This window comes from Chloroflexota bacterium, assembly GCA_020161265.1.
Classification (GTDB): Bacteria; Chloroflexota; Chloroflexia; order Chloroflexales; family Herpetosiphonaceae; genus Herpetosiphon.
In genome coordinates this window covers 369,579-394,158 of the sequence record JAIUOC010000002.1, presented here as the reverse complement: position 1 = coordinate 394,158, position 24,580 = coordinate 369,579, and the positions used below count along the sequence as shown (strand labels likewise).

Here is a 24,580-nt window from a genome sequence, read left to right as displayed (position 1 = left end):
GTAGCTTAAGCTGTGTGGCGACGCAAAAAATACATCTGGCTATCGAAGGGTTCTTCGCCAGCAGGTGGCAAATTACAGCCATATAAGCCATTGGGCAGCAAAATTCGTGCTTTGGCGGTATCGCGCCATGCCACGCCCAAAATCTCTTCACGAATATAGTTCAATAAACTTGGGTCTTCGATTGGGAATAAAACCTCAACTCGGCGATCTAAATTGCGCTCCATCAAATCGGCGCTGCCAACATATAATTGCTCGTCGCCGCCATTGCGAGCATAATACAGGCGACTATGCTCCAAAAAGCGCCCAACAATACTCTTAACTTGGATGGTTTCGCTCAAGCCTTCAACCCCAGGTCGTAGCGAACACATGCCGCGAACCAATAATTGAATTTCAACCCCAGCCTGCGAAGCCCGATAGAGCAATTGAATGATGTTTGGGTCAACCAGCGAATTCATTTTGAAAATTAATTTGCCGCTCCGCCCAGCTTGTTGATGTTGAATCTCGCGCTCGATCATATGGGTCAAGCGGCGGCGCAAATTGATCGGGGCAATCCATAATTTGCGAAATTGGCTTTGGCGCGAGTAGCCTGTGAGAAAATTAAACAAATCCGAGGCATCAGCCCCAAAATCAGGATTACAGGTCAGCAAACCAAGGTCGGTATAAATATTGGCGGTTACAGCGTTGTAATTGCCTGTACCAAGGTGCAGATAACGCGATACGCCATCGCGCTCTTTGCGCACCACCAAGGCAACTTTGCAGTGAGTTTTCAAGCCCATCAAGCCATAAACCACATGCACGCCTTCACGTTCCAAAGCCTTGGCCCATTCAATGTTATTTTCCTCATCGAAACGCGCTTTGAGTTCCACCAGCACCGCTACCTGTTTATCGTTCTCACGCGCTTTGAGCAAGGCTTTAACAATTGGCGAATTCGAGCCAACCCGATAGAGCGTTTGTTTAATCGCCAACACGTTTGGGTCACGCGCCGCTGCTTGCAGAAAATCCACCACTGGCATAAACGAATCGTAGGGATGATGCAGCAGCACATCGCGGCGTTGCACTACATTGAAAATATCTTCGCCCGTTGAAAGCACCGCTGGCACGCTGGGCTTGAATGGTGGCAGCTTCAACTGCCAACGATCCAAGCGCACGACACTCATGAGGCTGCTCAAATCGAGCGAACCATTCAATTGATAGACATCATCGCGTTCAACCTCAAGGTTATCGATCAGCAAATCGACAATTCGTGGCGGCATGGTCGAGTGAACTGAAAGCTTGGTGACTGAGCCAAAACGGCGTTGACGGACACCTGCCTGAATCGTCTCAAGCAAATCGGCGGCTTCATCTTCTTCAATTTCGACATCGGCGTTGCGAATAACTCGAAAGGTATAAGCCTCAGAAACCTGTACGCCAGGAAAGAGCGTGCTAATATTTTCGGCGATAATTTGTTCGAGCCAAGTATAACAAACGGTATTTGGCTGCTCGCTGGGCACGCTGACCAAGCGTGGCAACGAAGCGGGCACTTTGATCCGCGCAAAATGTTCATCGCTATCAGGGTCTTGAATCACCACCGCCAAATTGAGGCTCAAATTAGAAATATGTGGGAAGGGATGGCCTGGGTCAAATGCCAAGGGGGTCAGCACCGGAAAAATCTCATTATCAAAATAATTTTTGAGCCACGCCTGTTGATGAATCGAAAGCTGGCTATATTCTTGAATGAAAACCCCTTCGGCAGCCAATTTGGGCTGCAAATCTTGGGTAAAGCATTCGCGCTGCATTTCCATCAAGGGCGCAACTGCTGCCCGAATTGCACGTAATTGCTCAAGCGGCGTTTTGCCATCGGCTGAGCGTTCAAAGACCCGCGCTGCAACTTGCTGGCGAATCCCCGAAACCCGAATCATAAAAAACTCATCGAGATTGGTGCTGAAAATCGCCAAAAATTTCACGCGCTCCAACAAGGGCAATGAAGGATCGAGGGCTTCCTCTAAGACGCGCCGATGAAACGCTAACGAACTCAATTCACGATTCAGAAAATTTCGTGGGTCAGCCAAATTTAGTGGTTCAGCAACTGTGTCGGGTATCAACAACTCAGTCATGGGACGCTTCTTTCCACATTCAAGATCAAAACGGCGTTGCCATTGTACGGCAAAAAGTGTGCCCTACAACCAGTAAACCTACGACAATGGCTAAATTTAACCAAGGTTTAAAGAAAAAACTCATCGCGCCGCTCATCCTCGTGGATCGCCCCAGTAATTGCTAGAATGCCAATCCAGAAGCCACGCGACACCCGGTAGCAGAACAATTGAAAAATACTCAGCACGCCAATTAACCCAGCAGTACCCAGAATTAAATGGTCAGGCCATTGCCAAACTAAAATTAATGCTCCAGCAAAGCCAAGTGCTACGGTGATTGTTAATGAAATTCCCATTGCCCCCGTACTTTGATCGCCAGTTCCTTCAAAGCGTAGGCCACAGCCCGCGCACCCTTCAATTAGGCCAAAAAATGTTTTGAACATGTGCCCATAGCCACATGTGGGGCAACGCCCACCCAAACCACGCCAGAGCATCAAAAGTGCATTAAACATCATCAACCTTTCGTTGCTAGATTTGCTAAAACCCGCCGTGAGTAATCCTTAAGTCCTGTTATAGCCTAGGACAGGCCTAAAAACATGTGCATAGAGATGCTTTATGCTGTATGATAGCGAAAATTACTCCGAAATGAGCAGCAAACTCACGCTTGCCGAGTAGCAATATCATACGTATAATAGGCACATACTCCATACGCAAGCTTTTGTTGTGGCTCATCTTCGCGTTCGACTTCAGGGAGGCCGCTTGGACATCGTTAATATTCCAATTCTTAAGATCGAGAACTTTTTAATTGCTTCGGTTCAGGTTGCCCTGTATGACATGCAAGCAATTCAGTTCAAAGACGCGGTTCTCCAGAAGATCTATGAGACCAAAGCAAAAGGGGTCATCATCGATCTAACGGCGATGGATGTATTAGACAGCTTCGTAGGCCGCTTGATTAGTGATATTGCGGCGATGGCTCGCCTGATGGGGACAACCGTTGTTATTACAGGGTTGCAACCAGCCGTCGCAATTACGTTGGTGGAGCTTGGGCTTGAGTTGCCTGGTGTCACAACGGCGCTGAATTTGGAAAAAGGCATCGCTAAGTTGCGGCTGATTACGGAGAACAATGCGGATGGCAATGCCTAATAAAGTCATCACAATTCAGAGCGACCTCGACATTGTGGCGGCACGGATGGCGGCCCGCGATATGGCTAAGGCAATGGGCTTTGGCGCTATCGACCAAGCACGGATTGCTACCGCGATCTCCGAACTGGCGCGGAATATTTATCTCTACGCCGGTGAAGGTACTGTCACTGTCAGTGAAATTCAACAGGGGCTCCGCAAGGGGCTTCAGGTCGTTTGCGAAGACCAAGGGCCAGGGATCGAGGATATTAGCCTCGTGATGCAGGATGGCTATACCACCTCCAAGGGGATGGGGATGGGCATGCCAGGTGCAAAACGGCTCATGGATGAGTTCGAAATTGAGTCGGTGGTCGGCGAGGGTACCAAAATTACCTGCCGCAAATGGAAACGCCCCTAAACAACCGATCAGAATTCACCCCGACCAAGAGCAGCACCTGCTGCTCTTTATTGTTTAACGAAAATAGGACGCTTCCAAGGACAAAAAGATGGACAACTTGACGGACAACACGATCGTATTATCGCGATACAATCAGTGTGTGATCATCAACAACCATTTGTTGGAGGAAGTTCGTCTATGGCAGACACACTCAAGATTGTTGGGATTTCGGGCAGCTTGCGCAAGGATTCGTATAACACGGCGTTGTTGTGGGCTGCGGCTGGGTTAATGCCCGATGACGTGGAGTTCAATATCGTCACATTGCATGATATTCCGTTATTCAATGAGGATGTTGAGCAACATGGCTTCCCGAGCAGTGTGCAAATCCTTCGCCAAGCAATTAGTCAAGCCGATGCTGTACTAATCGCCACGCCTGAGTACAACTACTCAATTCCTGGCGTGCTGAAAAATGCGCTCGATTGGGCTTCGCGGCCTGGTAGCGCTGGCGAGATGCCACTGAGCGGCAAGCCCTTGGGAATTATTGGCGCAAGCGTTGGAGCCTATGGCACCGCTCGCGGCCAGCACCATTTACGCCAAGTGACCGTCAATACCAACATGCATCCCTTAAATAAACCTGAGGTGATGATTACCTTCGCAGACAAAAAGTTTAGCGATGGTCAATTACACGATGAACCAACCCGCAAGGTTGTACGTAACCATTTAGAAGCGCTTGTGGCTTGGACGAAACGGTTAAGTCAATAAATAGTTAATTAGGGCAACCGGGTCGTCGCATGTTCACACAAAGGAGTGTTGATTATGTCGATTTTGGGCTTACATCATATTACAATTGTTAGTGCAGATGCGCAGCGAACTGTTGATTTTTATACTGGCGTATTGGGGCTGCGTTTGGTCAAGCAAACCGTGAATTTCGACGATCCCGGTTCCTATCATCTTTATTTTGGCGATCAGCATGGCTCTGCTGGCACGATTATCACTTTTTTTGAATGGCCACGTGCGCCGCGCGGGGCAACTGGCATCGGTGGCACCCATCACTTGGCGCTGAGCGTTGCCAACGAGCAGGCTTTGCTCAAATGGAAACGCCGTTTGCTCGATGCCAAAGTACGGGTCAACGGCCCATACGATCGTAACTATTTCAAATCGCTGTACTTCCGTGATCCCGATGGCACGATCATCGAAATTGCGACCAAAGGCCCAGGCTGGACGGTCGATGAGCCATTGGAAAGCCTTGGACAAACAGCCTTGATGCCACCAATGGATTTGATGAGCAGCAATCGTAACGAATGTGATATTGCTACGATCAATTGGCCAGAACCAGTGCCCGAAATTACCGCCGATATGTCGTTGCACGAAGGCTTGCACCATATTTCAGCAATCGGCGCGAGCGTCGAGCGTTCGCACGAGTTTTATGCAGGTATTTTGGGCTTGCAACGAGTCAAAATGACCTATAACTTCGATGATCCAACTTCGGCGCACTGGTACTGGGGCAGTGAGAATGGCAAACCTGGCACGGTCATGACCTATTTTGAGCGTGATCCAGCGCATACGCGGCCTGTACGCATGGGTGCTGGCCAAACCCATCATATTGCTTTTGCAGTTGCTAACGACGATGAGCAGTTGGCATGGCGCGAACGCTTGCTGAGTTTTGGCAAACGCGTTTCGCCTGTCCAAGATCGGACTTATTTCAAAAGCATTTATACCAATGATCCCGATGGGCATATCATTGAGTTGGCAACGCTTGGGCCTGGTTTTGCAGTCGATGAGCCAGTTGAGCAATTGGGTAAAAGCCTAAAATTGCCACCATGGCTCGAAACTCAACGCAGCCTAATCGAAGAACATCTTACGCCGTTGGTTATTCCATGTAGTAAATTGGCAGTGGTGGAGCAAAGTCATGCATTCTAATCCGATTATTCAAACAGGAGCCAGCCTTGAAACCGCAGCTGGCGTGATGATTATGGTGCATGGACGCGGCGCTGATGCTGCCAGCATCCTCAGTTTGAGCCAAGCGTTTGAGCGGCCAGATTGGGCTTATCTTGCGCCCCAAGCCGATAATCATACCTGGTATCCGCAGCGTTTTATCGAGCCAGTCGCGGTCAATCAGCCAGCACTCGATTTTGCCTTAGCGGCGGTTGGTCGCGCCGTGGCTGAGGCCGAAGCTCACAAAATTCCGCGCAATAAGATTGTAGTGTTGGGCTTCTCGCAGGGCGCATGTTTAGCCTTGGAATGGGTGGCCCGCTATGGTCAGGGCTTGGCTGGCGTAATTGCGCTCAGCGGCGGCCTGATTGGCGCTGGCACGCATTTGACTAGCTATAGCACCAACCTCGCAGGTACAACGGCATTTCTCGGCTGTAGCGACCGTGATTTTCATATTGCTGCCGAACGGGTGCGCGAAAGTGCTAGCGTTTTTGAGCAAGCTGGGGCCAAGGTTGATCTGCGGCTCTACCCAAATATGGGTCATACTGTCAACGACGACGAAATTAGCGCAATTCAAGCTTTGCTGAGTAAGCTCGGCTAGTTTTGTTCGAGCATCAAACTGCTACCAGAAACAGCAGTTTGATGCTCGGTTTCGTACAATTTGACAAACAAACTATTCTCCGCTATAATGCCACGCGCAACGATAAAACAAAAGCAACGGGGTGTAGCGCAGTTGGTAGCGCGCGACGTTTGGGACGTTGAGGTCGTAGGTTCGAATCCTATCACCCCGACCACTACAACGAGGGCAATTTGCTCTCGTTGTTTTTTTGTTGTTTTGCTGCAAGGAGCCAACCATGCAGATTCGCGATGCAATTATTACGGTTACCAATCGAACGGATTTAAGCCAAGACGATGCGGCGGCGGTGATGGAGCAGATGATGAATGGCGAGGCCACGCCAGCCCAAATCGCGGCCTTGCTCACAGCGTTACATTTTAAAGGTGAAACTGACGCAGAAATTGCTGGTATGGCCCAAGTGATGCGGGCTAAATCGCTGGCCGTGCCTCACGATGGCGGCGTGGTCGATACCTGTGGCACTGGCGGCGATCATTCGAATACTTTTAATATTTCAACCACTGCGGCGTTTGTGGCAGCAGGTGCAGGTGCAACCGTCGCCAAGCACGGCAATCGCGCCATGTCATCGAAATGTGGCTCAGCTGATGTACTCGAAGGTTTAGGGGTCAATATCGAGCTTGATGCTGACGGTGTGGCCCGTTGTTTGCGCCAAGCAGGCATTGGTTTTATGTTTGCGCCTAAGTTTCATCCAGCCATGCGCTACGCTGGGCCGGTGCGCCGCGAAATTGGCATTCGCACGATTTTCAATGTGCTGGGGCCACTGACCAACCCAGCCCGCGCCGAATATCAGGTGATTGGGGTTGCTAATGCTGGTTTGGCCGAAAAGTTAGCCAACGCCTTAAGCAAAATGGGCATTCGCCGCGCGTTGGTGGTGCATGGCAGCGATGGGCTTGATGAAATTTCAATCAGCGCCTCAACCTTAGTGTTTGATGTGCGAGCTGGGGCTACGCCCCAAGCCTCGACAATTAGCCCCAGTGATTTTGGGTTAAGCCTCGCGCCGCGTGAAGCAATTGCTGGCGGCTCGGTCGCAGAAAATGTGGCCATGACCAAGGCGATTCTTGATGGCAGCGATACTGGCCCGCGCCGCGATATTGTGCTGTTGAATGCCGCCGCCGCTTTGGTTGCTTGCGAACGCGCCGATTCATTTGGCGAAGCTTTGCGTCAAGCCCAACAGGCCATCGACACTGGCACTGCTAATCAGCGCATGCAACGAATGATCGAGGCCAGCAAAGGCTAGCGTTGGGCGATCAATTGACCAAGAGCTTTGGTTTCGCGCCAAATTGCCAGCGGCGAACGGGCTGGTTTAATCCAACGATCAAGCTCAGCGATTGGAGCAGTGCGGCGGGTTTGGATCGCGTGGCGCTGTTGACGTAGTTGCGGTAGTTGACGCAAGGCATGCAAGCGCCCACTGACCGTCGTCCAGCGGCGGCGCAGGATGGCTTGAGCACAGGCTAAACCATCGTAAGCTAGCATTAATGGGAGATCACGGGCCAACAACGGCGTTGGCCAGCAACGCAAAATTACCCGCCAGCGATTACGCGCAATCAGCCAAGCTTTGAAGGGCGAGCCTTCGCCGCCAGTTGCCGAGTAGATATGCCGAGCGACGGCCTGTGGGGCTAGCACGGTTTGCCATTCACGCAACTGCAACCGCCAGGCCAAATCGACATCTTCCAAATAGGCAAAATAGCCTTCATCAAATATGCCGACATCGGCTAAAGCGGCGCGTCGATAGGCCACTGCTCCGCCGCTGCCACCCCAAATTGGGCTGGGTTGGCTGGCTAATTGAGCAACTGGCTGCAACAACCCAGCATCAGTCGCCACGCCATCGTGATAGAGCTGGATTCCGGCTGAGGCAATGATTTCGGGTCGATGAGCGAAGGTCAGCAGACCAGCGCTAGCAGCAAGCGTTGGTTGGTGCTGAAACGGCGCGAGAATGGCCGAGATAAAATTTGGCTCAACGATTGCATCATTATTCAACAACAACAGCACATCGCCACGCGCCACATGCAAGCCAACATTAACCCCACCGCTAAACCCGCGATTGTTGGTGAGCGCCAGCAAGCGCACTTGAGGATAATGTTGATGCAGCCACGCTGCCGAGCCATCATGTGAGCCATTATCCACCACCAACACTTCGATTGAAGCATCGCATTGGGGCAATAAGGCATTGAGGCAATCAGCGAGCAGTGCGCGGCCATTCCAATTTAAAATAATGACAGAACAATTCATACAAAAAAAGCGATTGGTCACCCAATCGCTCGATCCTTCATCCAAAATTAAGAATCAAATAGCACTTCCAGCCAACGCCGCCAATTGGGCGTTGAGTCCACAGGCGGCAAGGCCACTGGATCGGCGGCGGGAGCTTCTAAGGCAATGGTTGGCGAAACGGTCAAGGTTGGCGTAACGACACTCACATGCAACACCACATCGCCTGGCTTGGCCATATCGAGCATATCACGGGCGGCCAATTCGATCGCTGCATCGGAGCGCACATAGGCAGCGCGGTCACGCAGGGCTTGGCTTTCGGCGGCCAAACGAGCATTTTCAGCCTCTAAGGCTTGAGCTTGTTGCTCCATGGTATAGCCTTGAACCACCAAACTGCCAAATAGCACCATCAAATACAGGGCAAAGGCGGCCAAGCCCCAAGTTACGGCCAACGTCGCCCCGCTGCGCAATTGCGTTGGTTGCGGAATTTGTGGTTTACGCCATTGTGGCCAGCGCCAACGAGCCATAACATCATCCTCAGGTTTAGATAGTCGTGTTAGCCTAGCACACCGCTTGGGCAAAAAACTGCCTTGATCGATGACAAATTGCTAACAATCAGCATTGAGGAATTAAACCCCGCTTGGCTCTTCGTTTAAGCGTGAGCGTGGAGCATCGAGCAACAATGGCTCGTCGATATTTGAAGTCATGCTGCTTTGGCCACGGAACAAGCCACCTGGCTCGATATGTAACGAAGCGGCAGTAATATCGCCCCAAACCTTGCCCGAAGGCGAGATTTCCAGTTGCTCAGTCGCGATAATTTCGCCTTTGACTGCGCCCGAGACGTGAATATTTTGAGCCTTGAGCGTAGCGATAACCCGCCCAGTTGAACCAACAATCAAATTGCCAAGCACCTCGATCTCGCCCTCAACAGAGCCATCAACCCGAACATTCCCGTCGGATTTGAGGGTTCCAACAAAGGTGGTATTGGCTCCAATCACGGTTTCGGGCTTGCCGGTTGGCGATTGGGCGATTGGTTGTACCACTTTTTTGTTACCGAATAAGCTCATGAATTGCCTCCTGTTGTAGCGGGTTGAGCTGCTGATTCCACCGAGGTAAATTGACCAAGGGCTTGCGCAATTGATGCAACTTCTTCTTCGGAAAGCGTATGGGTTGATTGGCCGCGTTGCACAGCCTTGGCGTAGGTACGCACCCCTGAACGACTGTAGATACTGCTCAGGACAACCCCACTTTGTTCGCCATCAAGCAGCGCCAAAGCATAACTTTGATCGCCGCCAACATCGCCAAAGGGATTAAAGCGCACTAACCCAACATGATGCAGGCTGCTGCGGCCCAAACGCCGAACTTCACGTTCGAGGGCGGTTATTTGATCATCGTGATGAGCAACTTGCAGCGAGCGCTGAAGCCAAATATCTTCAAGATGTTCAGCATCAACACCTTTAGTGAGGGCTGTGTAGCGTTGATCGATGACGCTCAGCCGTTTGCTTAAACGCCCGATCCAGATCAGCAAGCCGATAATCAGTAGGCCGCTGCCGATCCATAAGTAGAAGCCATAGGTTGTCCAAAAAGCTATCAAGGATATGCCTCGTCTTCAAAACTGCCCTTCATTATAAACGAGGCTATCACCCTCACGCAAACGCCGATCAAGAACAGAGAATAGGATTAGGGGTCAGTGGTTAGGCATCAGGGATCAGAATATTGATTTACGAAAGACACGAAGGGCTAAAACCGCAAAGCACCTGAAGAGTGCTAGGTTGTTTTTTGCCCCGAATGATGCTTTTGCCATCCCTAATGGACTAATTGGCTCAGCGCTGCTCAATCCTAACCCCTGAATCCTGACCTCTGAATCCTCTGCGTTAAAACCTTTGCTTCATCCTTCATCCCTTATACTTCATCCTTTAATCTAGGCTTTCTTGGAAAGCCTTGTTTAATCGGTTATACTTTGAGTGGTCTTTTTTGTGGATTTTTTGCTGATCGAGTGAATTGTTATGTTTCGTCATCTCTTCCGTGGGGTTCTTGCAATTGGGATTTTGGTCTGGATCGTGTTTCTCTGGCAGTTTATTGATTTACGGATCAAGCACAGTCGCGCCGCCGATGCCGCCGCCCAAGCTCTATTGCCCCGAGCAACTTCAACCGCTCTGCCCGTCCCTACCTTTGTTGCGCCAACCTTGCAGCCGCTGCCTAACACGGTAGCCGATGGTCAAGGTGGCTCAGAGTTGCCTGCTAGCGCCAATGATGTGCGCGGAGTCCACCCCAAAACAGGCCGCTATGTCGCTGCTTGGCTACCAACATCGTTTGATGCCGAGGCTGCTCGTGCAACCTTTGAAGCCAACAAAGATATTCTCGATGAGGTCAGCCCGTTTTGGTATGGCGTGCGCCCTGATGGCACGTTAATCGCCGATGTTGGCTCACGTGATGCCGAATTGGTGCAAATTGCCAAAGAAAATAATGTGCTGATTATCCCAACTGTGCATAATATTGAAGATTTGGAAGCAGCTTCGGTGGTGTTGGCTACGCCCGAAAGCCGTACAAACCATATTAATATTATTATGGATGAGGTTCGTACCTACGGCTACGATGGCATTGACATCGATTATGAATCGCTTTCGCTTGATTATGAAGATGAATTTACCGCGTTTATGACTGAATTGGGTGCTGCGTTGCATGCTGAAGATAAATTGCTAACGGTTGCAGTGCATGCCCATACAGGCCGTCCCGATTACCAAAATTATGCCGATTTGGGCAAAGTGGTTGATCGCCTGCGGATTATGACCTACGATTATAGCTGGCGTGGCTCGGAGCCAGGCCCAATTGCTCCGATGTTTTGGGTCAAAGCGGTGGCCGAATATGCCAAAACCCAAGTTGACCCCAGCAAAATTCAAATTGGAATTTCGTTTTATGCCTACGATTGGCCTGGTAATGGCGGTTTTGGCATTGCCCGAAGTTATACCGAGGTTGAAGAAATTAAGGCCACCTACCAGCCCCAAATTCGCTTGGTCGAAGAAGATGGCGGGCTGCAAATCCAAGAATCAACCTTTAACTATGCTGGACGCACGGTTTGGTTCTCCAATTATCGGTCGCTAACCGCCAAAATGGAGATGATTCGCGAAAACGATTTAGCGGGCATTGCAATTTGGCGCTTGGGCAGCGAAGATCCCCAAAACTGGACCTATATTCGTGACTCGTTGAAACAAGATCCCTTGATCGTCCAACGCTCAATCAATCGCTATATTCCTGGCCATTGATTTAGAAGGATGAAGGATAAGGGATGAAGGATGAAAACTTAATCGAGACTGATTGATTCCGCGTGATTTCTGGCATGTGATTAACCTAATTGTTGAAGGATAAAGCTTCATCCCTCATACTTCATCCTTCATCCCTACAGAGGATTATGGAACAAGGCATTACAACCTATAGTGTTGAGGCGCAGCGCTTATATGAGCGTGGCTTGGCGGCGGCTCGTGGCGGTCAACGGCGGATTGCAGCAGGCTTATTGACCAAGGCGGTTCAGCTTGATCCGCGCCACGAACAAGCTTGGCTTTGGCTTAGTGGGGTGCTCGACGAGCCGCGTGATGTCGAATTTTGTTTGCAATCGGCGCTCAAAATCAACCCGCATAACCAACAAGCCCGCAAAGGTTTAGCTTGGATTCAGCAGCAGCAAACTAAGCCTGCTAGTGTTACCACGCCCAAACCGCCTAGTGGCTTGCAACAAATCAGCATCCCAACCGCCGAGGAGCGTGCTGCCGAAATCGCCCCAACTGCCGAAAAAGCTTGGTGGCAAGAATGGCGCGATTCTGAGCGCAGCGGTAAAGTTGTGCGCGTTGCTTCGCTCGTTGCCGTGATTTTGGCAATTAGCTTCACCGCAGTGATGCTTTCGGTTGCCAAAGCCCAGCCCTTACCCCAAATTCCCGCAGGCCTTGATGTCGCCATTAATGATCAATCTGATCCGCAGGCGGTGGTCGCGGCCTCGGAAATGAATCAGGTTGAATTATTGCGCTATCTGAGCCAAGTTGGTGAAATTCGCCAACGCCTCGACCAAGCAGTCACAACCTATCGCGCAACCAGTGATACCTCGACCGTGGCAACTGAGCAAATTGAGGCCGCCAAAATCTATCGCGATGTGGTGCGTCAAGCCTACACCGATTTGGAGCGGGTCAAAGCTCCTGATATTTTGGCCGAAATTCATAACGAATATAAACAAGGCCTGCAATTAGAACAAGCTGCCTTTGATGATATTTTGGAATACTATACTAACTATAATGTGGCGATTGCCAACCGTGCTGCCCTACGTTTGCAAGAGGCCGATGGCCATTTTCAACGAGCAATTGGTGGGCTAGAAGCCTACAATCAAGAGCTAAGCAACCCGCAACGGGGCGATAGTTTTGGAGAACGCTAATGTTACTAGCGGTTGATTTGGGCATTCGCACTGGTTTTGCGTGCTACAACCGCGCAGGCCAACTACTTTGGTATCGTTCGCATAACTATGGTTCATTGCCGCGCTTACGCCGTGGCAGTAGCGGCCAATTAGCCGAAATTAGCGATCTGAGCGTGTTGGTGCTTGAGGGCGGCGGCCCGATTGCCGATGTTTGGGAGCGCGAAGCTACCCGCCGCGACCTACAGTTGATCCGTACAAGTGCTGAGGTTTGGCGAGCGAGTTTGTTATATGCTCGTGAGCAACGCACCGGAGAGCAAGCCAAAGCTGTGGCCGATGAATTAGCCCGCCGCGTGATCGAATGGTCGGATGCACCACGCCCTACCTCGTTGCGTCACGATGCAGCCGAAGCCATTCTTTTGGGATTATGGGCGGTGGTTGAACTTGGCTGGCTGGCGGCAATTCCTCCTGAAGTGCGCAGACGCTAATTTTTTGCCAAGGAGTCGCCAACGTTGAGCGAACAGATTGATCCCGAACTGGAAGAGCTTGAGACCGAACCCGCCCCGCGTAAAACCAATGCCGTCGAGGATGAAGCCTTCGATTACTCCGTCAGTAAAGCTGGCAAAGTCTTTATTAGTTGGTATGGCAAGCAAGTGATGATTTTGAGTGGAGCCAAAGCCCAACACTTTCTCGCCAACATCGCCGAGCTTGATGGTGAAGCTGCCCAACTGGTGATGGCCAAAATCACTGGTAATTTTAAACGGGGCAACGAACGGCTTGCCAAACAAAAACGCCACTAATTTGTTAGCTAATTGCAATCATCCCTGCTTGGAATCATCAGCCATAGCAGGGATACTTGAATCAATCGAAATGCCCCAAGGATTGTTGTGTGTTGAGGTGCGTTATGCTGCTTGGAACAATCGCTGAATATTTGGTTGCGTTGGGCATGCCAAGCTCGGCTCGTACCTACTTAATCATCACCACAATCTTAGTGCTCAGTTTAATTTGGATCGAAACCTCACACTGGGCACATCGCACCATGACGATGATGGAATTGGCTGGGGCAGCCCTGCTGCTGATTAAGATTTTTGCGGTCAGCACAACCATGCTCACCCTCGCACTGCTGCCGTTTCCTCAACTACGCACGGTGATTGCCAGCTCATTAGCAATTATGGGCTTGCTGACGCTCTATCGCGAGCTACGGCGACGCTTACGCGCAGGCGATCGTTCACCCTCAAGCTATACTGGCGGCGTGCTAGTCGTCATCCAATTTTTATGTATGGTCTTGCTGACGGTCAGCGGAATTGCCATCATATTAGAACTATTGCTGGTTCCAGCGCGAATTCTCGATAGCGACACTCGTTTTATCGATGCGATTAAAAATTGGGTTGAATTGCTAGCAACCCTGTGTGTGCTACTCACCATTTACTATTTGGGATTCTACCTTGCGCGGCGTTTGCTCAAAAGTGGCAGCTTCTCGTGGATCGACCCGCCAAACTGGCGCACATTGTTGCCCCATTTGAAATATAGTTTGATGCCACGTTGGGGGATTCCACCGTTGGCCGAAAGCGATTTGGCTGATACGGTGCGTATGGCCTATATCGAGCATATTGTGGGTAGCAAAGCGCCGCGTGATGTCGCCAAAGCCGCCAAAATTGAGCCAGTCGCTCACCCGCAACGCGGTTTTACCTTCGCGGTGATTGGCGATCCTGGTGAGGGCGACGAATCGCAGATTGCCCCGCCAATTGTGCCCGAACAAAGCGCATTGGCGCAACAAGGCCCAGCCAATCCGGCTTACCCCACTTTTACCATCCTTAGCTCGGATATTGTTTACCCAGCTGGCGAGTTGATGGATTATGAACGCACGCTGTATCGACCTTATGCGAGCGATAGCCCAACCCCGCCATTAATGTATGGTTTGGCGGGCAATCACGATTGGTACAACGATTTAAAGGGCTTGATGCTGAATTTTGGCTATGCCGCCGCCCATGTCGAAAGCCGCGATCCGCAATTGCAACAATGGGCCAAAGCACTCAAAACTGGGCCTTGGGCACGCTATGGCTACCCATGGGGTCAATTACGTTGGAACGAAGTGCAAAGTTTGCGCCAACGCTATGGCCTGACGCGGCTTGGCGGCGACCTGAATGAGCCGCGCACTCACCAACGCTTGCCATTTTTTGAATTGAGCTTTGATCCTGTGCCATTTGTGTTGTTGGCGGTCGATACCGGCTGCATCGGCAGCGTCGATCCAATTCAGTTGCAATGGCTGGAAACCTGTTTACTAGCGGCCTTCAATCAACAAAAAATTATTGCGGTAGTGCTCAGCGAGCCGTTATATGTTAATGGAGCCTTTGCCGATCACCCTGGCATGCGCCAATTGTATGAATTATTGCGGCGCTATGAAACCCATGTGGTGATTGGCGGCGATACCCATGCCTTCCAACATTACGAAGCTCGCTATATCACTTTGCGCGGAACCCAACATATTGCGCATCATCTGGTCAATGGCGGTGGTGGCGCGTATCTGAGCAAGCCAGTTGATTTACATTGGCACACGCCTAGCGGCATGACCCCCTTGGAATCGCGCTTTGTCTACCGTGACGATGAACAGGATATCGTCGATCAGGTGATGTTGCGCGAAGTCTTTCCAACAGCGCAACAGCTTCGGTCAAAATTCAACGGCAAAATCGAGCTTGATGACCAAATGTGGGGCTTGCGCCGCTGGCTCGTCGGCCAAGAGCCAAATATTTTAAATCGCGGCTACACCAATGCGCTTAATCACGATCGCTCACCATTATTGCAAAGCTTGCTTACGCTTAATCTTGATGAAACCTTGAATGGCTGGCGCTTGCGAATTACGCCATGGTTTACGACTGGCTCCAACAATCAGCTCGAACCTCAAGAACCAATTGATATTTTGGCTCCCAATCGAGCCAATGAGCGCGTAGTTACCCGCGATTTAGTGCCTAGCCCCGCCAGCATTTTAGCCATCTAGCTTGGGAAAAAGCTGGGAAAAAGCCCGATTCAAACACAACCGATTCAGCTAAACTAGCGCTGAGCGAATCAGTTGGAGCTAGTTTCATGAGTGTAGCGTGTTGAAGTTTGATCGTGAGGCTAAACGGCTGTTCTGGCCAATTATTGGGATTGGCTTGGGTTGCGGGTTGGGGCTGTTTAGTTGTTTAGTACTGCAATTGATCGTTGAGCGTTGGTGAATTGATGATCTTCAGTCATCTATGGCCAGTGCATCTGGCAATTACTGCGCTTAGTCGTTGGTGTTTAATTCAGCATTTTCGCCCGCGTGGAGCATTCGAAATTCTTAGTTTTAGCTTGATTGCGTTATTAATCGTTGGCTGTATTGATTTTTTGCATAGCATCATTGCCTATTTGTTGCCATTCGAGTTGCTGGCGATTGTAGTGAGTGCTGACTTGAATAGCCTGATGCTGTTTTGTTGCTTTGGCTGGCTGTTTGATCACGATTATCAGACGATGCTGGCTAGCCTCAAAAGACGGTTCAACAATGCTCAAAACGATCATTAATCGAACCAAAAATCATGCCGATCCAGCTATTGTAGGTCATTACCAACACCTGCTTGAGCACAACAAACGTCGCTTGATAGAGTGGATTATGCTGTTGGCTGGTGGTTTGGCTTTGCCATTTACATTTGTATTAATCGTAGCGGTGGCCAATCATCAGCAGCCAAGTAGTGTTTTAGTTTTACACCTTACCCGTAGCCTGCTCAATCCTTTACTGGTTTGGTGGTTGATCCGGCGTAAACAGATTAATTGGGCGTGGCATGCTACGATGGTGTTTGCAATGACACATAATACGGTTTTAGCCTATGTGATGCACTTGCCAAATGTGATTATTGTAGAGCTGTTTGCGTTGGCCAGTTTTGCGGTGGTGATGCCATTTTGGCAGGTGTTGGCGTACAGTGGCGGGCTGATTGGGCTGAATTATTGCTTTGCCAGCCAATTTATTGTGCTCAATGAATGGGCCTTGGTGATGATTGTCGTGCTGAGCATTGTGCTGATGTGCAGCACGATTGGCTTTGTTTCGCGCCAAACCTTATGGCATGCCAGCCAACAACAGAGCCAAACCGCTGATTTGGTGCAACAACAGAGCAGCATGCAACAGCAACTCCACGATTTACAAACCCATGTGCAACAACTGAGTTTGCTGAAACACGATTTGCGCCAGCCCTTGAAAAGCGTCCAAGGCTTGTTACAAGGCTTGGCGTTTGAACAACCAAGCACAAATAGTACGATTCAGCCAGCGCTAGCCGCAACCCAACGGGTCGAACGTCAACTTAATAATTTGCTGGATCAAGCCCGTCAGCAGCTTGGTCGCCAGCGGGCGAGCCTCGAAATCATCGATGTACAGCACTGTTTGAGGCAATTGCAGCCAGCAATCAACGGTTTGGCGGCCTACTACAGCGAGCCAATCGCCAAAGTGCAGCTTGAAATTGATGCGGGCAGCGTGATTGTGGCCGATCGTGAGCAATTTGAGCGAGCCTTATTCAACTTGCTCGATAATAGTTTGAGCCGTTGCCATCACGAAGTACATATCCGTAGCTATCGATCGGAGCAAAACGTGATCATCGAAGTTCGTGATGATGGGGCTGGCATGCATCAAGCCTTACGCACGGCGCTCAATCAGGCTGATTTTAGTGCAATCACCCAAGGCTTGGGTTTGAAGCAAGTGCAACAGATGCTTACGCAGGCCCAAGCTTGGCTGCATGTGCCCGACGTTGCGACAGGTTGTACCATTCAACTCCATTTTCCACAGGCTACGCAATGAATTATTGCATTATTGTTGATGATCTGGCGGTCGATCGGCAGTTGGCGGCGCGTTATTTACAGGCAGCTGGCTATCAAACCAGTATGGCGCGTTCCAGCAAACAGGCTACCGAGCAATTACAGCAGGCCTTGGAGACCTATCAGCCAAGCCAAATATTATTACTTGTGGATTTAAATATGCCCAACGATCCTGCGCTTCAGCAAGTGGTTGCCTCATCGTTGGCGGGTGCAAATTTGGCTTTACAATTGCAAATTCAGATTGCTAACGGCAGTCTGCCACCGTTGGCAATTGTGGCATTGACTGCCTTAAGTGCCAGCGAAGTACACCAAACAGCCATTGCCTTTGGCTGTGATGCCGTGCTTGAAAAGCCCGCTACTCCCGATTTGGCCCAGCGCATTGAGCAAGCGCTAGCGAAAAGCGCTCAACTAGCGCCGATTGGCAGTCAAGCCTTGCTGAATATTCTGCGCTTGCGCTTGCTAGCCCCCACGCCTAGCCCGCCGTTGAACGAAGAAGATCTGACCAAAGCGCTGTTGCAATTGCATCGGCAAGGCTTGGTTGGTTTGGGTACGAGTCATTTGGCCAAATATTTGTTTCCGCAGATTGCTAGCGATTATCAACGTGGCCTGCAAACCCAAGCCAAAATTGCTAAGGTGATTCGTGAGGCCATGCAATTGAATGTGCTCGAAACCTTGGCAATTCTAGAGGGCGAATTTGTGCAACTCCACGACCCTCAAACTCAAGCCCAGCAATTACACCTCTCGAAAAGCGAATATTATCGTCGCCGCAAAGAAGCCATCGCCCAGCTTTACCATATTTTGGCCGAGGAATAATGTTATCCACGAAGGACACGAAGCACACGAAGGCTTTAGGCTAGGCTATCGGAGATTTATAACGCCAATAGCCTAAAGCCTATATTAGGGTTTGCGCCAAGCCTCGTCGTAATCGCGACCAAGCAACAGTACCAACGCTGCGTCGCCCTTGGGTTGTTCAGGGGCTGGGCTGGTTTTGCTTACCACAATAATGTTGCGACTGCTAATGCCCAATTCAGCAGCAAGTTGCTCACGCAGTTCTTTATGGTTGCCAAAATCGATGATCTTGGTGGTGTCATACACTGTTGAGGCAGTTGAAGGATTGAGCAATTGATAGTCACGGTTTTCGAGGTGGGTTGCTACATCGCCTGCCAAACCACTAATTTGCGCTCCATTGATCACTTCGATGCTTAGATTGTCGTCCGAAGGTGTGTTTGAGCTACCATCAACTGGGCTATTGGTATCAGGAATTGGGCTGGTCAATAATTGATCAACCGTGGCCGCAATGCTGGCTGGGTCCCAAATTGGCACATACTGCGCCTCATCCATATAGCCGATTACTGAGCTAGTATCCCATTTGACACTCTTGATCCGGCCATTGGCAATATCACTACCAAGCCCAGCCAAGGCGCGTAAATTGCCAAGGTCATCGATTGGCAGGTCGGTATAGAACGAGCCTTTGAGTTGTGCAGCAAGGCTATCCAAGGCATCAATTTGGTCGAGCAAGCCTTTGTCTTTGAGGGTTTGAACCAGCGCCCGAATCACATCTTGCTGGCGGCGTGAGCGGCCATAGTCGGCATCTTGATGGCGTGAACGGGCATAACGCAGCGCGGTTGTGCCATCCATATGTTGCAAACCAGCCGGAATAAATAGCCGAATCACCCCATAATCGTCATCATCGGTTGGGTAGGTGGCATCCCACAGCGGGCGTTGTACATCGATTGTAATGCCCCCAACGGCATCAACAATTTTGCGAAAGCCCTTAAAATCAACTTGGGCGACATAATCGATATTAATATTCAGCATATTGGCGACGGTATCGCGAGTTAATGCCATTGCCTGAGTTGAAGGAATCGTCATATTTTGGGCGATACCTTCTTTATAACCCAGTTCGTAGGCCGCATTAATTCGCTGCGAACATGTGCCTGGGGCATCGTAGCCTGGAATTTCGGCGCAACTATCGCGCGGAATCGAGACCATGCTTGCCCATTTTTGGGTTGGATCAATATGCAGCACAATGATCGTATCAGTGCGAGCTTTGGTATCATTCTCGCGTAAATCGACCCCAATCAACAACAAATTAAAAGGATCTTTGACGATATCGGGGGTTGCCAAAGGTTGATTGGGCTGAGGATTCGGATTATTAGGATTTTCGACCAGATTTGGCGCTTGGGTTGGGATGGTTACTAAAGCATCGCTCGTGGCATTTTTAACCTTTAAATAGGCCCAAAGTGCCCCACCACCACCGACCAAAACCACCGTCAATAATACTCCAAGCATAATCATGCCACAACCAGCTCCACGTGAGGTACTTTTGACGGGAGCAGTTTTGGGTGGCAATGGTCGCGAGGTTGGTCGGCTGCCAACCGCCGATTGGACTGCCTTGGGCACGCGAACATATGATCCTTCGTGTTCAGCGCGTGGTACGGTACGAGGACGAGGACGAGCAGCAGCAGTCGAATTATTATTCAACAACAGATCATTCATCAACGCCGCATCGTTGGCAGCATCGGCTTTAGCTGCGGCACGTGAACGAGTTGGCAAGGGCGTGGTAGCTTGACTACGAACATGCTCAGCATCGAGCGATAGATCATTGGCTGACCCGTTGGTCGATTCCTCAGGTGTATCGGTTTTTGCAGGCATGCAGCTATCTACTCCTTGTTTGTTGATGATTGATATTGAGCACGATGATGCAGCACGAATTGCTCGACAGCATCTAAGACTGCTGGCGATTCGCCATCGCGGAGCATTTCGTGGCCACTTTTATCGAACCATAGTAATTGTTTATCGCTGGAGCCAACTTGGCGATAGATCGCTTCGGCGGCAGATGTTGGAATTGTACGATCTTGATGTGAATGAATGATTAAGATTGGTGCAGTAATTCGTGGCAATTGTTGTTCCACGACTTTGGCATAGCGCCAAAGCGAAACAAAGGCCGGAGCCGGAAAGCGTCGATAATTGCCATGTTGGCGACCGGTCTCTTTATCGTACCAACCTGCGCCCATATCACGATTTTCGTCGCCCCACATCCCTAGCATTGGCGCAACATAGCGTGCCCGATCGGCATGTTTATAATGGAAGCGCATGGCAGCGGCCACGCTAACTACCCCAATAACGTCATCGCGATGGGCCGCTGCTAGGTGATTGGCCACGAGGCCACCCATGGAAAGCCCAATCAAAATAACTTTATCGACCTCGTGGCGTAAATCGCGCAAGGCTGCATTGGCATCAGCATACCAATCGTGCCAGGTTACGCCCTGCAAATCTTCGGGCAAGGTGCCATGACCACGCAAATAGGGCATGCGATACGGAATATGATGGGGAGCTAAACGGCTCGGCACGCGATTGACTGAATCGGCGCATGACGTAAAGCCGTGAAGAATTAAACAACCAACAGTTGACATGAATTATGATCTTTCTTACACCCTGCGGCCACTTTTGGTATAATGCGACAGCAGATCATTCAACGGAGAACCGTAATGGGCATTAAAGAGTTTTTTGTGGCATTTCGAGATGCCATCGATGGCGAATATGATCGGCGAGTTAAAGCCGCCAGTGAAGTCCGTGAATATAGTATTGGTGGGCATGGCCATCACGATCATCATGATGCAGACCATGGTCATGAGCATCACGACGCTGAACATCATAATCCAAATGATGTGCATGTTGTTGCTGATAGTCACGCTGAGGAAACCACTTCACAGCACTAAACGCACGACAGCACCCCAAAAACGGGGTGTTGTCGTTTTTACCACTCATATCATGCCATAGCCACGGCACAGCGTCAATGTAGCGCAACTGACAGCTAGGTGAAATAGAACGTAGGAATTCATGTCACAGCAAATGCCCGCAGGTTTTACGATTTTAGCGATTGAAACATCGTGCGATGAAACCGCCGCCGCCGTTATTCGCGATGGTCGCGAGATTGTGGCCAATAGCGTTGCTTCGCAAATCGATATTCATCAACGCTATGGTGGCGTTGTGCCCGAAGTGGCTTCGCGCCAACATATTCTGACGATTACGCCCGTGATTAATACGGTGTTGGCCCAAGTGCCCGGCGGTTGGAGCGCGATTAATGCGGTTGCCACAACCTATGGCCCAGGCTTAGCTGGCGCTTTATTAACTGGAATTAACACCGCCAAAGCGATTGCTTGGTCGCGCAATTTGCCGTTTATCGGGGTTAATCACCTCGAAGGCCATATTTATGCTTCGTGGCTGCATACCGCTAAAGATCTGGCCTACCAAGCCCCAGAATTTCCGTGTGTAGCCTTGATTGTCTCTGGTGGACACACGGCCTTGGTGTTGCTCAACGATCATGGTGATTATCGTTTGCTTGGGCAAACCCGTGATGATGCTGTGGGCGAGGCGTTCGATAAGGTGGCGCGAATTATGGGCTTGGGCTATCCAGGCGGCCCGCAAATGGAAAAAGTGGCGCGTGGGGTTAATCCAGGTGCACTCAAATTGCCCCGAGCATGGTTGCGCGGAACCTACGATTGGAGTTTTAGCGGCCTCAAAACCGCTGTGCTGAATGTGGTCAATGATCGCTTGGGTGAACGCATGGAGAAAGTTAAACTTGCTGAAGTTGACCCAGCCTTCACCGCTCAGCTTGCAGCGGCCTTTCAAGATTCGGCAGTCGATGTGTTGGTGCAAAAAACCGTGGCTGCGGCCCGCGAATACAAAGCCAAAACGATTATTTTGGCGGGTGGTGTGGCTGCAAATACTGCCTTACGCGAACGCTTGAGCGCAACCGCCAAGCCTATTCCAGTAGCCTACCCGCCAATTTGGCTGTGTACCGATAATGCCGCCATGATTGGCGCTGCCGCCTATTATCGCTATCAAGCGGGCGTGCAGCAAGATTGGTCGCTCGATGCCACGCCAAGCCTCAAGCTCATTTAAGCGGTCAGTTTTAACCACAAAGCGCACGAAGATTCACGAAGAAAGGCTATAGGCTCTGGGCTATCGAAAATGTATTGGTATACCTAAGATCTAATCCAATAGCCACCAGTCTATAGCCTTATGTTCTCTGCGTCTCTGCGGTTAAAATTCGATATTATGCTTGTAAGGCGGTAATCAAGCTCGGAATTGCACCCATCGCCGCATAAAATTCCGAGCCATCGGGCGTAGGTGTGGGATACGAACTCATTTTAGCAAATACCAAATCAGCCTTGGGGGCGATGTAGAGCATCTGCCCACCATAGCCATTGGCAATATAAGCGCCATACTGATTGTGGGTATGCCACCATTGATAGTTGTAGGAATAGTTGGCGTTGCTGGGATGGGCGATAGCACTCCGCCCAAAAGCTGCTTGATCGCCCCCCGCCTCAATCGCCAAGACTGCTGTTTCGGGCAGAATTTGCTGACCATTGAATGCGCCACGCTTGAGCAACATTTGACCAAATCGCGCCATATCCCGCAGCGTTGAGCAAAAACCCGATCCAGCGGTTTCAGCACAAGCTGAATCAACCACCCACAACCCATCACGCTCAGCCCCAAGTTTTTGCCAGATAAAGTGTGATACAGCCTCTGCCAAACTGCAATTCAGTACGCGCTTGATAATCCATGCCAGCACATCAGTATTGGGAGTTTGGTAGGTAAAGCGTTGGCCATGTTCGCCAATTTTCAGCATACTTGGCAAAAATTCATAGACATTGTTTGGGCCTTGATAATCGGCTGGGCGCGGATTCCAGCCCAAGGCCACTCCATACTTGAAATTTTCGGTAACCAAATTAGCAGTTTGCTCGGCAAAACCTACCGCCGTGCTCATGCCCAGCACATGAGCGAGGGTTGCATCGCCAAACCCACTGTTGGCCAGTTCGGGCAAATAATCGGCAACCGTTACCTGAGGATCAAGCACTTGCTCAGCAACCAGCAGCGCTGCCAACGTGCCAGTGACCGATTTGCTGCCTGAAGCCCAAGCATGCAAGCTGTGCGGCTGCATACCATTCAAATAGCGTTCGTAAATGACCTTGCCGCGATGCAGAACCATCAGGCCGTCGCTGTAGCTTTGCTCAACCATATGATTAAAGCTCAATTCCTGCCCAAGATAATTTTTATAGGCTATTGAATCTAAATCGTGTAGATCATACTCAAATGGGCTGCTTGGCTCAGTGCCACGCCAGACATCGGCAACTGGATTGAGCAACTGAATATGTTGGAAACTCCAGCGATTATAGGGTTTGAGTAATTGTTGGGCGTGGTCAACACTTGAGCTAGGTGGAAAACCCTGCATCAAGCCTAATTCACTAGCAGTTTGGGGAATTGGCTGATTCATCGTTGCTCCTTTAATCGCCAAGTTCAGGCAAACGACTCAAATCGCGCAAACGTTCGACTTGCGAACGTAAAACCCGTCGATTTTGCTGTGGATTGGCCACCGACGGATCGGGAACCCAATCCAACAAGCCGTTGTCGATTGCGCGGGCGATTCGCATGCGATTGGCCTGATTATTTTGGCCAAAGGCGAGCGCAGCAGCATTGCTAATCGTGATCAAATCTTCGGCGGAAATCCACCAGCGTGTGCGCGACACCAAAATGCCAATATCGCTCTGCCAAAAATCCTCAGGAAACACCGCTTTACTTTGCAAGGCATTGCCCAGCAACAGATCAAGTAATTGCTCAAGCGCCAATTCAATCCGGCGCAGCATAATTTCGCTGCGCATATGCCGCCCGTTGGCCACCTCGATCAACAGATTAAGGTTATGTTGAAAGGCAGTTTCGGCGGCGGCTTCCTCGGCTAGGTTGGTTGCCCCCAAAGCTTGACCCAAACTGCGATAGCGTTGCAACACTAAAGCCGTGATTTGTTCTGCCAGTTGATGATTAAAGAGTGCCATAGTTTTTGTTCTTTCTATATAACGTAACTATCGTTAGTTGATGATAACGTAACTATCGTTAGTTGTCAAGGATTAATCACCAATCAATTTTTACTAAAACAATCTTTAAAAATCTTTAACGTCACCTGTCCAGAATTGCCAAACTTAAACGTCATTATTAATGTCATCTTAAGGGGTAGC

26 protein-coding genes and 1 tRNA gene are annotated in these 24,580 nt (G+C 50.3%); 17 read left to right on the top strand and 10 right to left on the bottom strand.

From position 1 onward, the window contains the following. Positions 1-5 precede the first annotated feature (5 nt). Positions 6-2,093, bottom strand: a complete 2,088-nt coding sequence (gene ppk1 / locus LCH85_06045) for a polyphosphate kinase 1 (protein ID MCA0351538.1) — start codon at positions 2,091-2,093, stop codon at positions 6-8. Between the two features lie 107 nt (positions 2,094-2,200). Continuing rightward, a complete protein-coding gene (locus LCH85_06040; protein MCA0351537.1) occupies positions 2,201-2,584 on the bottom strand; it encodes a DUF983 domain-containing protein in 384 nt (127 codons plus the stop codon). 244 nt (positions 2,585-2,828) lie between these two features. Here LCH85_06040 and LCH85_06035 point away from each other — a divergent pair, with 244 nt between their 5' ends. The 7 genes from LCH85_06035 (at position 2,829) to trpD (ending at position 7,388) form a co-directional block, all read left to right on the top strand. Then, on the top strand, positions 2,829-3,212 hold the full coding sequence (locus tag LCH85_06035) for an STAS domain-containing protein (protein MCA0351536.1): 384 nt from the start codon (positions 2,829-2,831) through the stop codon (positions 3,210-3,212). Beyond that, positions 3,199-3,606 carry an anti-sigma regulatory factor gene (locus tag LCH85_06030; protein ID MCA0351535.1) on the top strand — a complete coding sequence of 136 codons (408 nt, stop codon included), beginning with the start codon at positions 3,199-3,201 and terminating at the stop codon, positions 3,604-3,606. The genes LCH85_06035 and LCH85_06030 overlap by 14 nt, the downstream gene beginning before the upstream one ends. A 177-nt stretch (positions 3,607-3,783) precedes the next feature. Further along, complete coding sequence (locus LCH85_06025) at positions 3,784-4,347, top strand: NAD(P)H-dependent oxidoreductase (GenBank protein ID MCA0351534.1); 564 nt, start codon at positions 3,784-3,786, stop codon at positions 4,345-4,347. A gap of 54 nt (positions 4,348-4,401) precedes the next feature. Continuing rightward, positions 4,402-5,505 (top strand): VOC family protein, encoded by a 1,104-nt coding sequence (locus tag LCH85_06020; protein ID MCA0351533.1) that lies wholly within the window; start codon positions 4,402-4,404, stop codon positions 5,503-5,505. Beyond that, positions 5,495-6,118 (top strand): dienelactone hydrolase family protein, encoded by a 624-nt coding sequence (locus tag LCH85_06015; protein ID MCA0351532.1) that lies wholly within the window; start codon positions 5,495-5,497, stop codon positions 6,116-6,118. The genes LCH85_06020 and LCH85_06015 overlap by 11 nt, the downstream gene beginning before the upstream one ends. Before the next feature lie 117 nt (positions 6,119-6,235). After that, a tRNA-Pro gene (locus LCH85_06010) sits at positions 6,236-6,311 on the top strand. A gap of 60 nt (positions 6,312-6,371) precedes the next feature. Further along, entirely contained in the window at positions 6,372-7,388 is a 1,017-nt protein-coding gene (gene trpD / locus LCH85_06005) for an anthranilate phosphoribosyltransferase (protein ID MCA0351531.1), read from the top strand. On the opposite strand, the gene LCH85_06000 is transcribed toward trpD, so the two are convergent. The 4 genes from LCH85_06000 to LCH85_05985 form a co-directional block, all read right to left on the bottom strand. Next, positions 7,385-8,380, bottom strand: a complete 996-nt coding sequence (locus LCH85_06000; protein ID MCA0351530.1) for a glycosyltransferase family 2 protein — start codon at positions 8,378-8,380, stop codon at positions 7,385-7,387. The genes trpD and LCH85_06000 overlap by 4 nt on opposite strands. 47 nt (positions 8,381-8,427) lie before the next feature. Beyond that, positions 8,428-8,883, bottom strand: a complete 456-nt coding sequence (locus LCH85_05995; GenBank protein MCA0351529.1) for a septum formation initiator family protein — start codon at positions 8,881-8,883, stop codon at positions 8,428-8,430. A 102-nt stretch (positions 8,884-8,985) separates the two neighbouring features. Continuing rightward, positions 8,986-9,423, bottom strand: coding sequence for a polymer-forming cytoskeletal protein (locus tag LCH85_05990; GenBank protein MCA0351528.1), 438 nt, complete (start codon positions 9,421-9,423; stop codon positions 8,986-8,988). Beyond that, positions 9,420-9,950 (bottom strand): DUF4446 family protein, encoded by a 531-nt coding sequence (locus LCH85_05985; GenBank protein ID MCA0351527.1) that lies wholly within the window; start codon positions 9,948-9,950, stop codon positions 9,420-9,422. Before LCH85_05985 ends, LCH85_05990 begins: the two co-directional genes overlap by 4 nt. A gap of 412 nt (positions 9,951-10,362) precedes the next feature. Between LCH85_05985 and LCH85_05980 the strand changes: the two genes are divergently transcribed. From LCH85_05980 to LCH85_05945, 8 genes are all read left to right on the top strand, one after another. After that, complete coding sequence (locus LCH85_05980; protein ID MCA0351526.1) at positions 10,363-11,619, top strand: glycoside hydrolase; 1,257 nt, start codon at positions 10,363-10,365, stop codon at positions 11,617-11,619. A gap of 146 nt (positions 11,620-11,765) precedes the next feature. Continuing rightward, on the top strand, positions 11,766-12,770 hold the full coding sequence (locus LCH85_05975) for a hypothetical protein (GenBank protein ID MCA0351525.1): 1,005 nt from the start codon (positions 11,766-11,768) through the stop codon (positions 12,768-12,770). Further along, positions 12,770-13,234, top strand: a complete 465-nt coding sequence (locus tag LCH85_05970) for a hypothetical protein (protein ID MCA0351524.1) — start codon at positions 12,770-12,772, stop codon at positions 13,232-13,234. The genes LCH85_05975 and LCH85_05970 overlap by 1 nt, the downstream gene beginning before the upstream one ends. A 24-nt stretch (positions 13,235-13,258) precedes the next feature. Beyond that, the gene (locus LCH85_05965; protein MCA0351523.1) at positions 13,259-13,546 is read left to right on the top strand and encodes a hypothetical protein; all 288 of its coding nucleotides are present in this window, start codon (positions 13,259-13,261) and stop codon (positions 13,544-13,546) included. A 104-nt stretch (positions 13,547-13,650) separates the two neighbouring features. After that, positions 13,651-15,741, top strand: coding sequence for a metallophosphoesterase (locus LCH85_05960; GenBank protein ID MCA0351522.1), 2,091 nt, complete (start codon positions 13,651-13,653; stop codon positions 15,739-15,741). Positions 15,742-15,962: 221 nt separating this feature from the next. Continuing rightward, on the top strand, positions 15,963-16,283 hold the full coding sequence (locus tag LCH85_05955) for a hypothetical protein (protein MCA0351521.1): 321 nt from the start codon (positions 15,963-15,965) through the stop codon (positions 16,281-16,283). Further along, the gene (locus LCH85_05950; protein MCA0351520.1) at positions 16,264-17,544 is read left to right on the top strand and encodes a HAMP domain-containing histidine kinase; all 1,281 of its coding nucleotides are present in this window, start codon (positions 16,264-16,266) and stop codon (positions 17,542-17,544) included. The genes LCH85_05955 and LCH85_05950 overlap by 20 nt, the downstream gene beginning before the upstream one ends. Beyond that, positions 17,541-18,374 (top strand): response regulator, encoded by an 834-nt coding sequence (locus LCH85_05945; GenBank protein ID MCA0351519.1) that lies wholly within the window; start codon positions 17,541-17,543, stop codon positions 18,372-18,374. Before LCH85_05950 ends, LCH85_05945 begins: the two co-directional genes overlap by 4 nt. A gap of 84 nt (positions 18,375-18,458) precedes the next feature. On the opposite strand, the gene LCH85_05940 is transcribed toward LCH85_05945, so the two are convergent. Beyond that, entirely contained in the window at positions 18,459-20,216 is a 1,758-nt protein-coding gene (locus LCH85_05940; GenBank protein ID MCA0351518.1) for an LCP family protein, read from the bottom strand. Positions 20,217-20,224: 8 nt separating this feature from the next. Beyond that, positions 20,225-20,977, bottom strand: coding sequence for an alpha/beta fold hydrolase (locus LCH85_05935; GenBank protein ID MCA0351517.1), 753 nt, complete (start codon positions 20,975-20,977; stop codon positions 20,225-20,227). A gap of 96 nt (positions 20,978-21,073) precedes the next feature. Between LCH85_05935 and LCH85_05930 the strand changes: the two genes are divergently transcribed. Further along, a complete protein-coding gene (locus tag LCH85_05930; protein ID MCA0351516.1) occupies positions 21,074-21,283 on the top strand; it encodes a hypothetical protein in 210 nt (69 codons plus the stop codon). 121 nt (positions 21,284-21,404) lie between these two features. After that, positions 21,405-22,469: a tRNA (adenosine(37)-N6)-threonylcarbamoyltransferase complex transferase subunit TsaD gene (tsaD, locus tag LCH85_05925; GenBank protein ID MCA0351515.1), complete on the top strand. Its 1,065-nt coding sequence runs from the start codon at positions 21,405-21,407 to the stop codon at positions 22,467-22,469. 154 nt (positions 22,470-22,623) lie between these two features. On the opposite strand, the gene LCH85_05920 is transcribed toward tsaD, so the two are convergent. Together LCH85_05920 and LCH85_05915 are read right to left on the bottom strand one after the other, a co-directional pair. Next, entirely contained in the window at positions 22,624-23,844 is a 1,221-nt protein-coding gene (locus LCH85_05920; GenBank protein ID MCA0351514.1) for a beta-lactamase family protein, read from the bottom strand. A gap of 10 nt (positions 23,845-23,854) precedes the next feature. Continuing rightward, entirely contained in the window at positions 23,855-24,400 is a 546-nt protein-coding gene (locus LCH85_05915; protein MCA0351513.1) for a hypothetical protein, read from the bottom strand. Positions 24,401-24,580 lie beyond the last annotated feature (180 nt).

Excerpts from the sequence above, each read along its gene's own strand:
- ppk1 (MCA0351538.1), bottom strand. The coding sequence starts at position 2,093 with ATGACTGAGTTGTTGATACCCGACACAGTTGCTGAACCACTAAATTTG.
- LCH85_06040 (MCA0351537.1), bottom strand. The coding sequence starts at position 2,584 with ATGATGTTTAATGCACTTTTGATGCTCTGGCGTGGTTTGGGTGGGCGT.
- LCH85_06030 (MCA0351535.1), top strand. The coding sequence starts at position 3,199 with ATGGCAATGCCTAATAAAGTCATCACAATTCAGAGCGACCTCGACATT.
- LCH85_06025 (MCA0351534.1), top strand. The coding sequence starts at position 3,784 with ATGGCAGACACACTCAAGATTGTTGGGATTTCGGGCAGCTTGCGCAAG.
- LCH85_06020 (MCA0351533.1), top strand. The coding sequence starts at position 4,402 with ATGTCGATTTTGGGCTTACATCATATTACAATTGTTAGTGCAGATGCG.
- LCH85_06015 (MCA0351532.1), top strand. The coding sequence starts at position 5,495 with ATGCATTCTAATCCGATTATTCAAACAGGAGCCAGCCTTGAAACCGCA.
- trpD (MCA0351531.1), top strand. The coding sequence starts at position 6,372 with ATGCAGATTCGCGATGCAATTATTACGGTTACCAATCGAACGGATTTA.
- LCH85_06000 (MCA0351530.1), bottom strand. The coding sequence starts at position 8,380 with ATGAATTGTTCTGTCATTATTTTAAATTGGAATGGCCGCGCACTGCTC.
- LCH85_05995 (MCA0351529.1), bottom strand. The coding sequence starts at position 8,883 with ATGGCTCGTTGGCGCTGGCCACAATGGCGTAAACCACAAATTCCGCAA.
- LCH85_05990 (MCA0351528.1), bottom strand. The coding sequence starts at position 9,423 with ATGAGCTTATTCGGTAACAAAAAAGTGGTACAACCAATCGCCCAATCG.
- LCH85_05980 (MCA0351526.1), top strand. The coding sequence starts at position 10,363 with ATGTTTCGTCATCTCTTCCGTGGGGTTCTTGCAATTGGGATTTTGGTC.
- LCH85_05975 (MCA0351525.1), top strand. The coding sequence starts at position 11,766 with ATGGAACAAGGCATTACAACCTATAGTGTTGAGGCGCAGCGCTTATAT.
- LCH85_05970 (MCA0351524.1), top strand. The coding sequence starts at position 12,770 with ATGTTACTAGCGGTTGATTTGGGCATTCGCACTGGTTTTGCGTGCTAC.
- LCH85_05960 (MCA0351522.1), top strand. The coding sequence starts at position 13,651 with ATGCTGCTTGGAACAATCGCTGAATATTTGGTTGCGTTGGGCATGCCA.
- LCH85_05955 (MCA0351521.1), top strand. The coding sequence starts at position 15,963 with ATGATCTTCAGTCATCTATGGCCAGTGCATCTGGCAATTACTGCGCTT.
- LCH85_05950 (MCA0351520.1), top strand. The coding sequence starts at position 16,264 with ATGCTCAAAACGATCATTAATCGAACCAAAAATCATGCCGATCCAGCT.
- LCH85_05945 (MCA0351519.1), top strand. The coding sequence starts at position 17,541 with ATGAATTATTGCATTATTGTTGATGATCTGGCGGTCGATCGGCAGTTG.
- LCH85_05940 (MCA0351518.1), bottom strand. The coding sequence starts at position 20,216 with ATGCCTGCAAAAACCGATACACCTGAGGAATCGACCAACGGGTCAGCC.
- LCH85_05935 (MCA0351517.1), bottom strand. The coding sequence starts at position 20,977 with ATGTCAACTGTTGGTTGTTTAATTCTTCACGGCTTTACGTCATGCGCC.
- tsaD (MCA0351515.1), top strand. The coding sequence starts at position 21,405 with ATGTCACAGCAAATGCCCGCAGGTTTTACGATTTTAGCGATTGAAACA.
- LCH85_05920 (MCA0351514.1), bottom strand. The coding sequence starts at position 23,844 with ATGAATCAGCCAATTCCCCAAACTGCTAGTGAATTAGGCTTGATGCAG.
- LCH85_05915 (MCA0351513.1), bottom strand. The coding sequence starts at position 24,400 with ATGGCACTCTTTAATCATCAACTGGCAGAACAAATCACGGCTTTAGTG.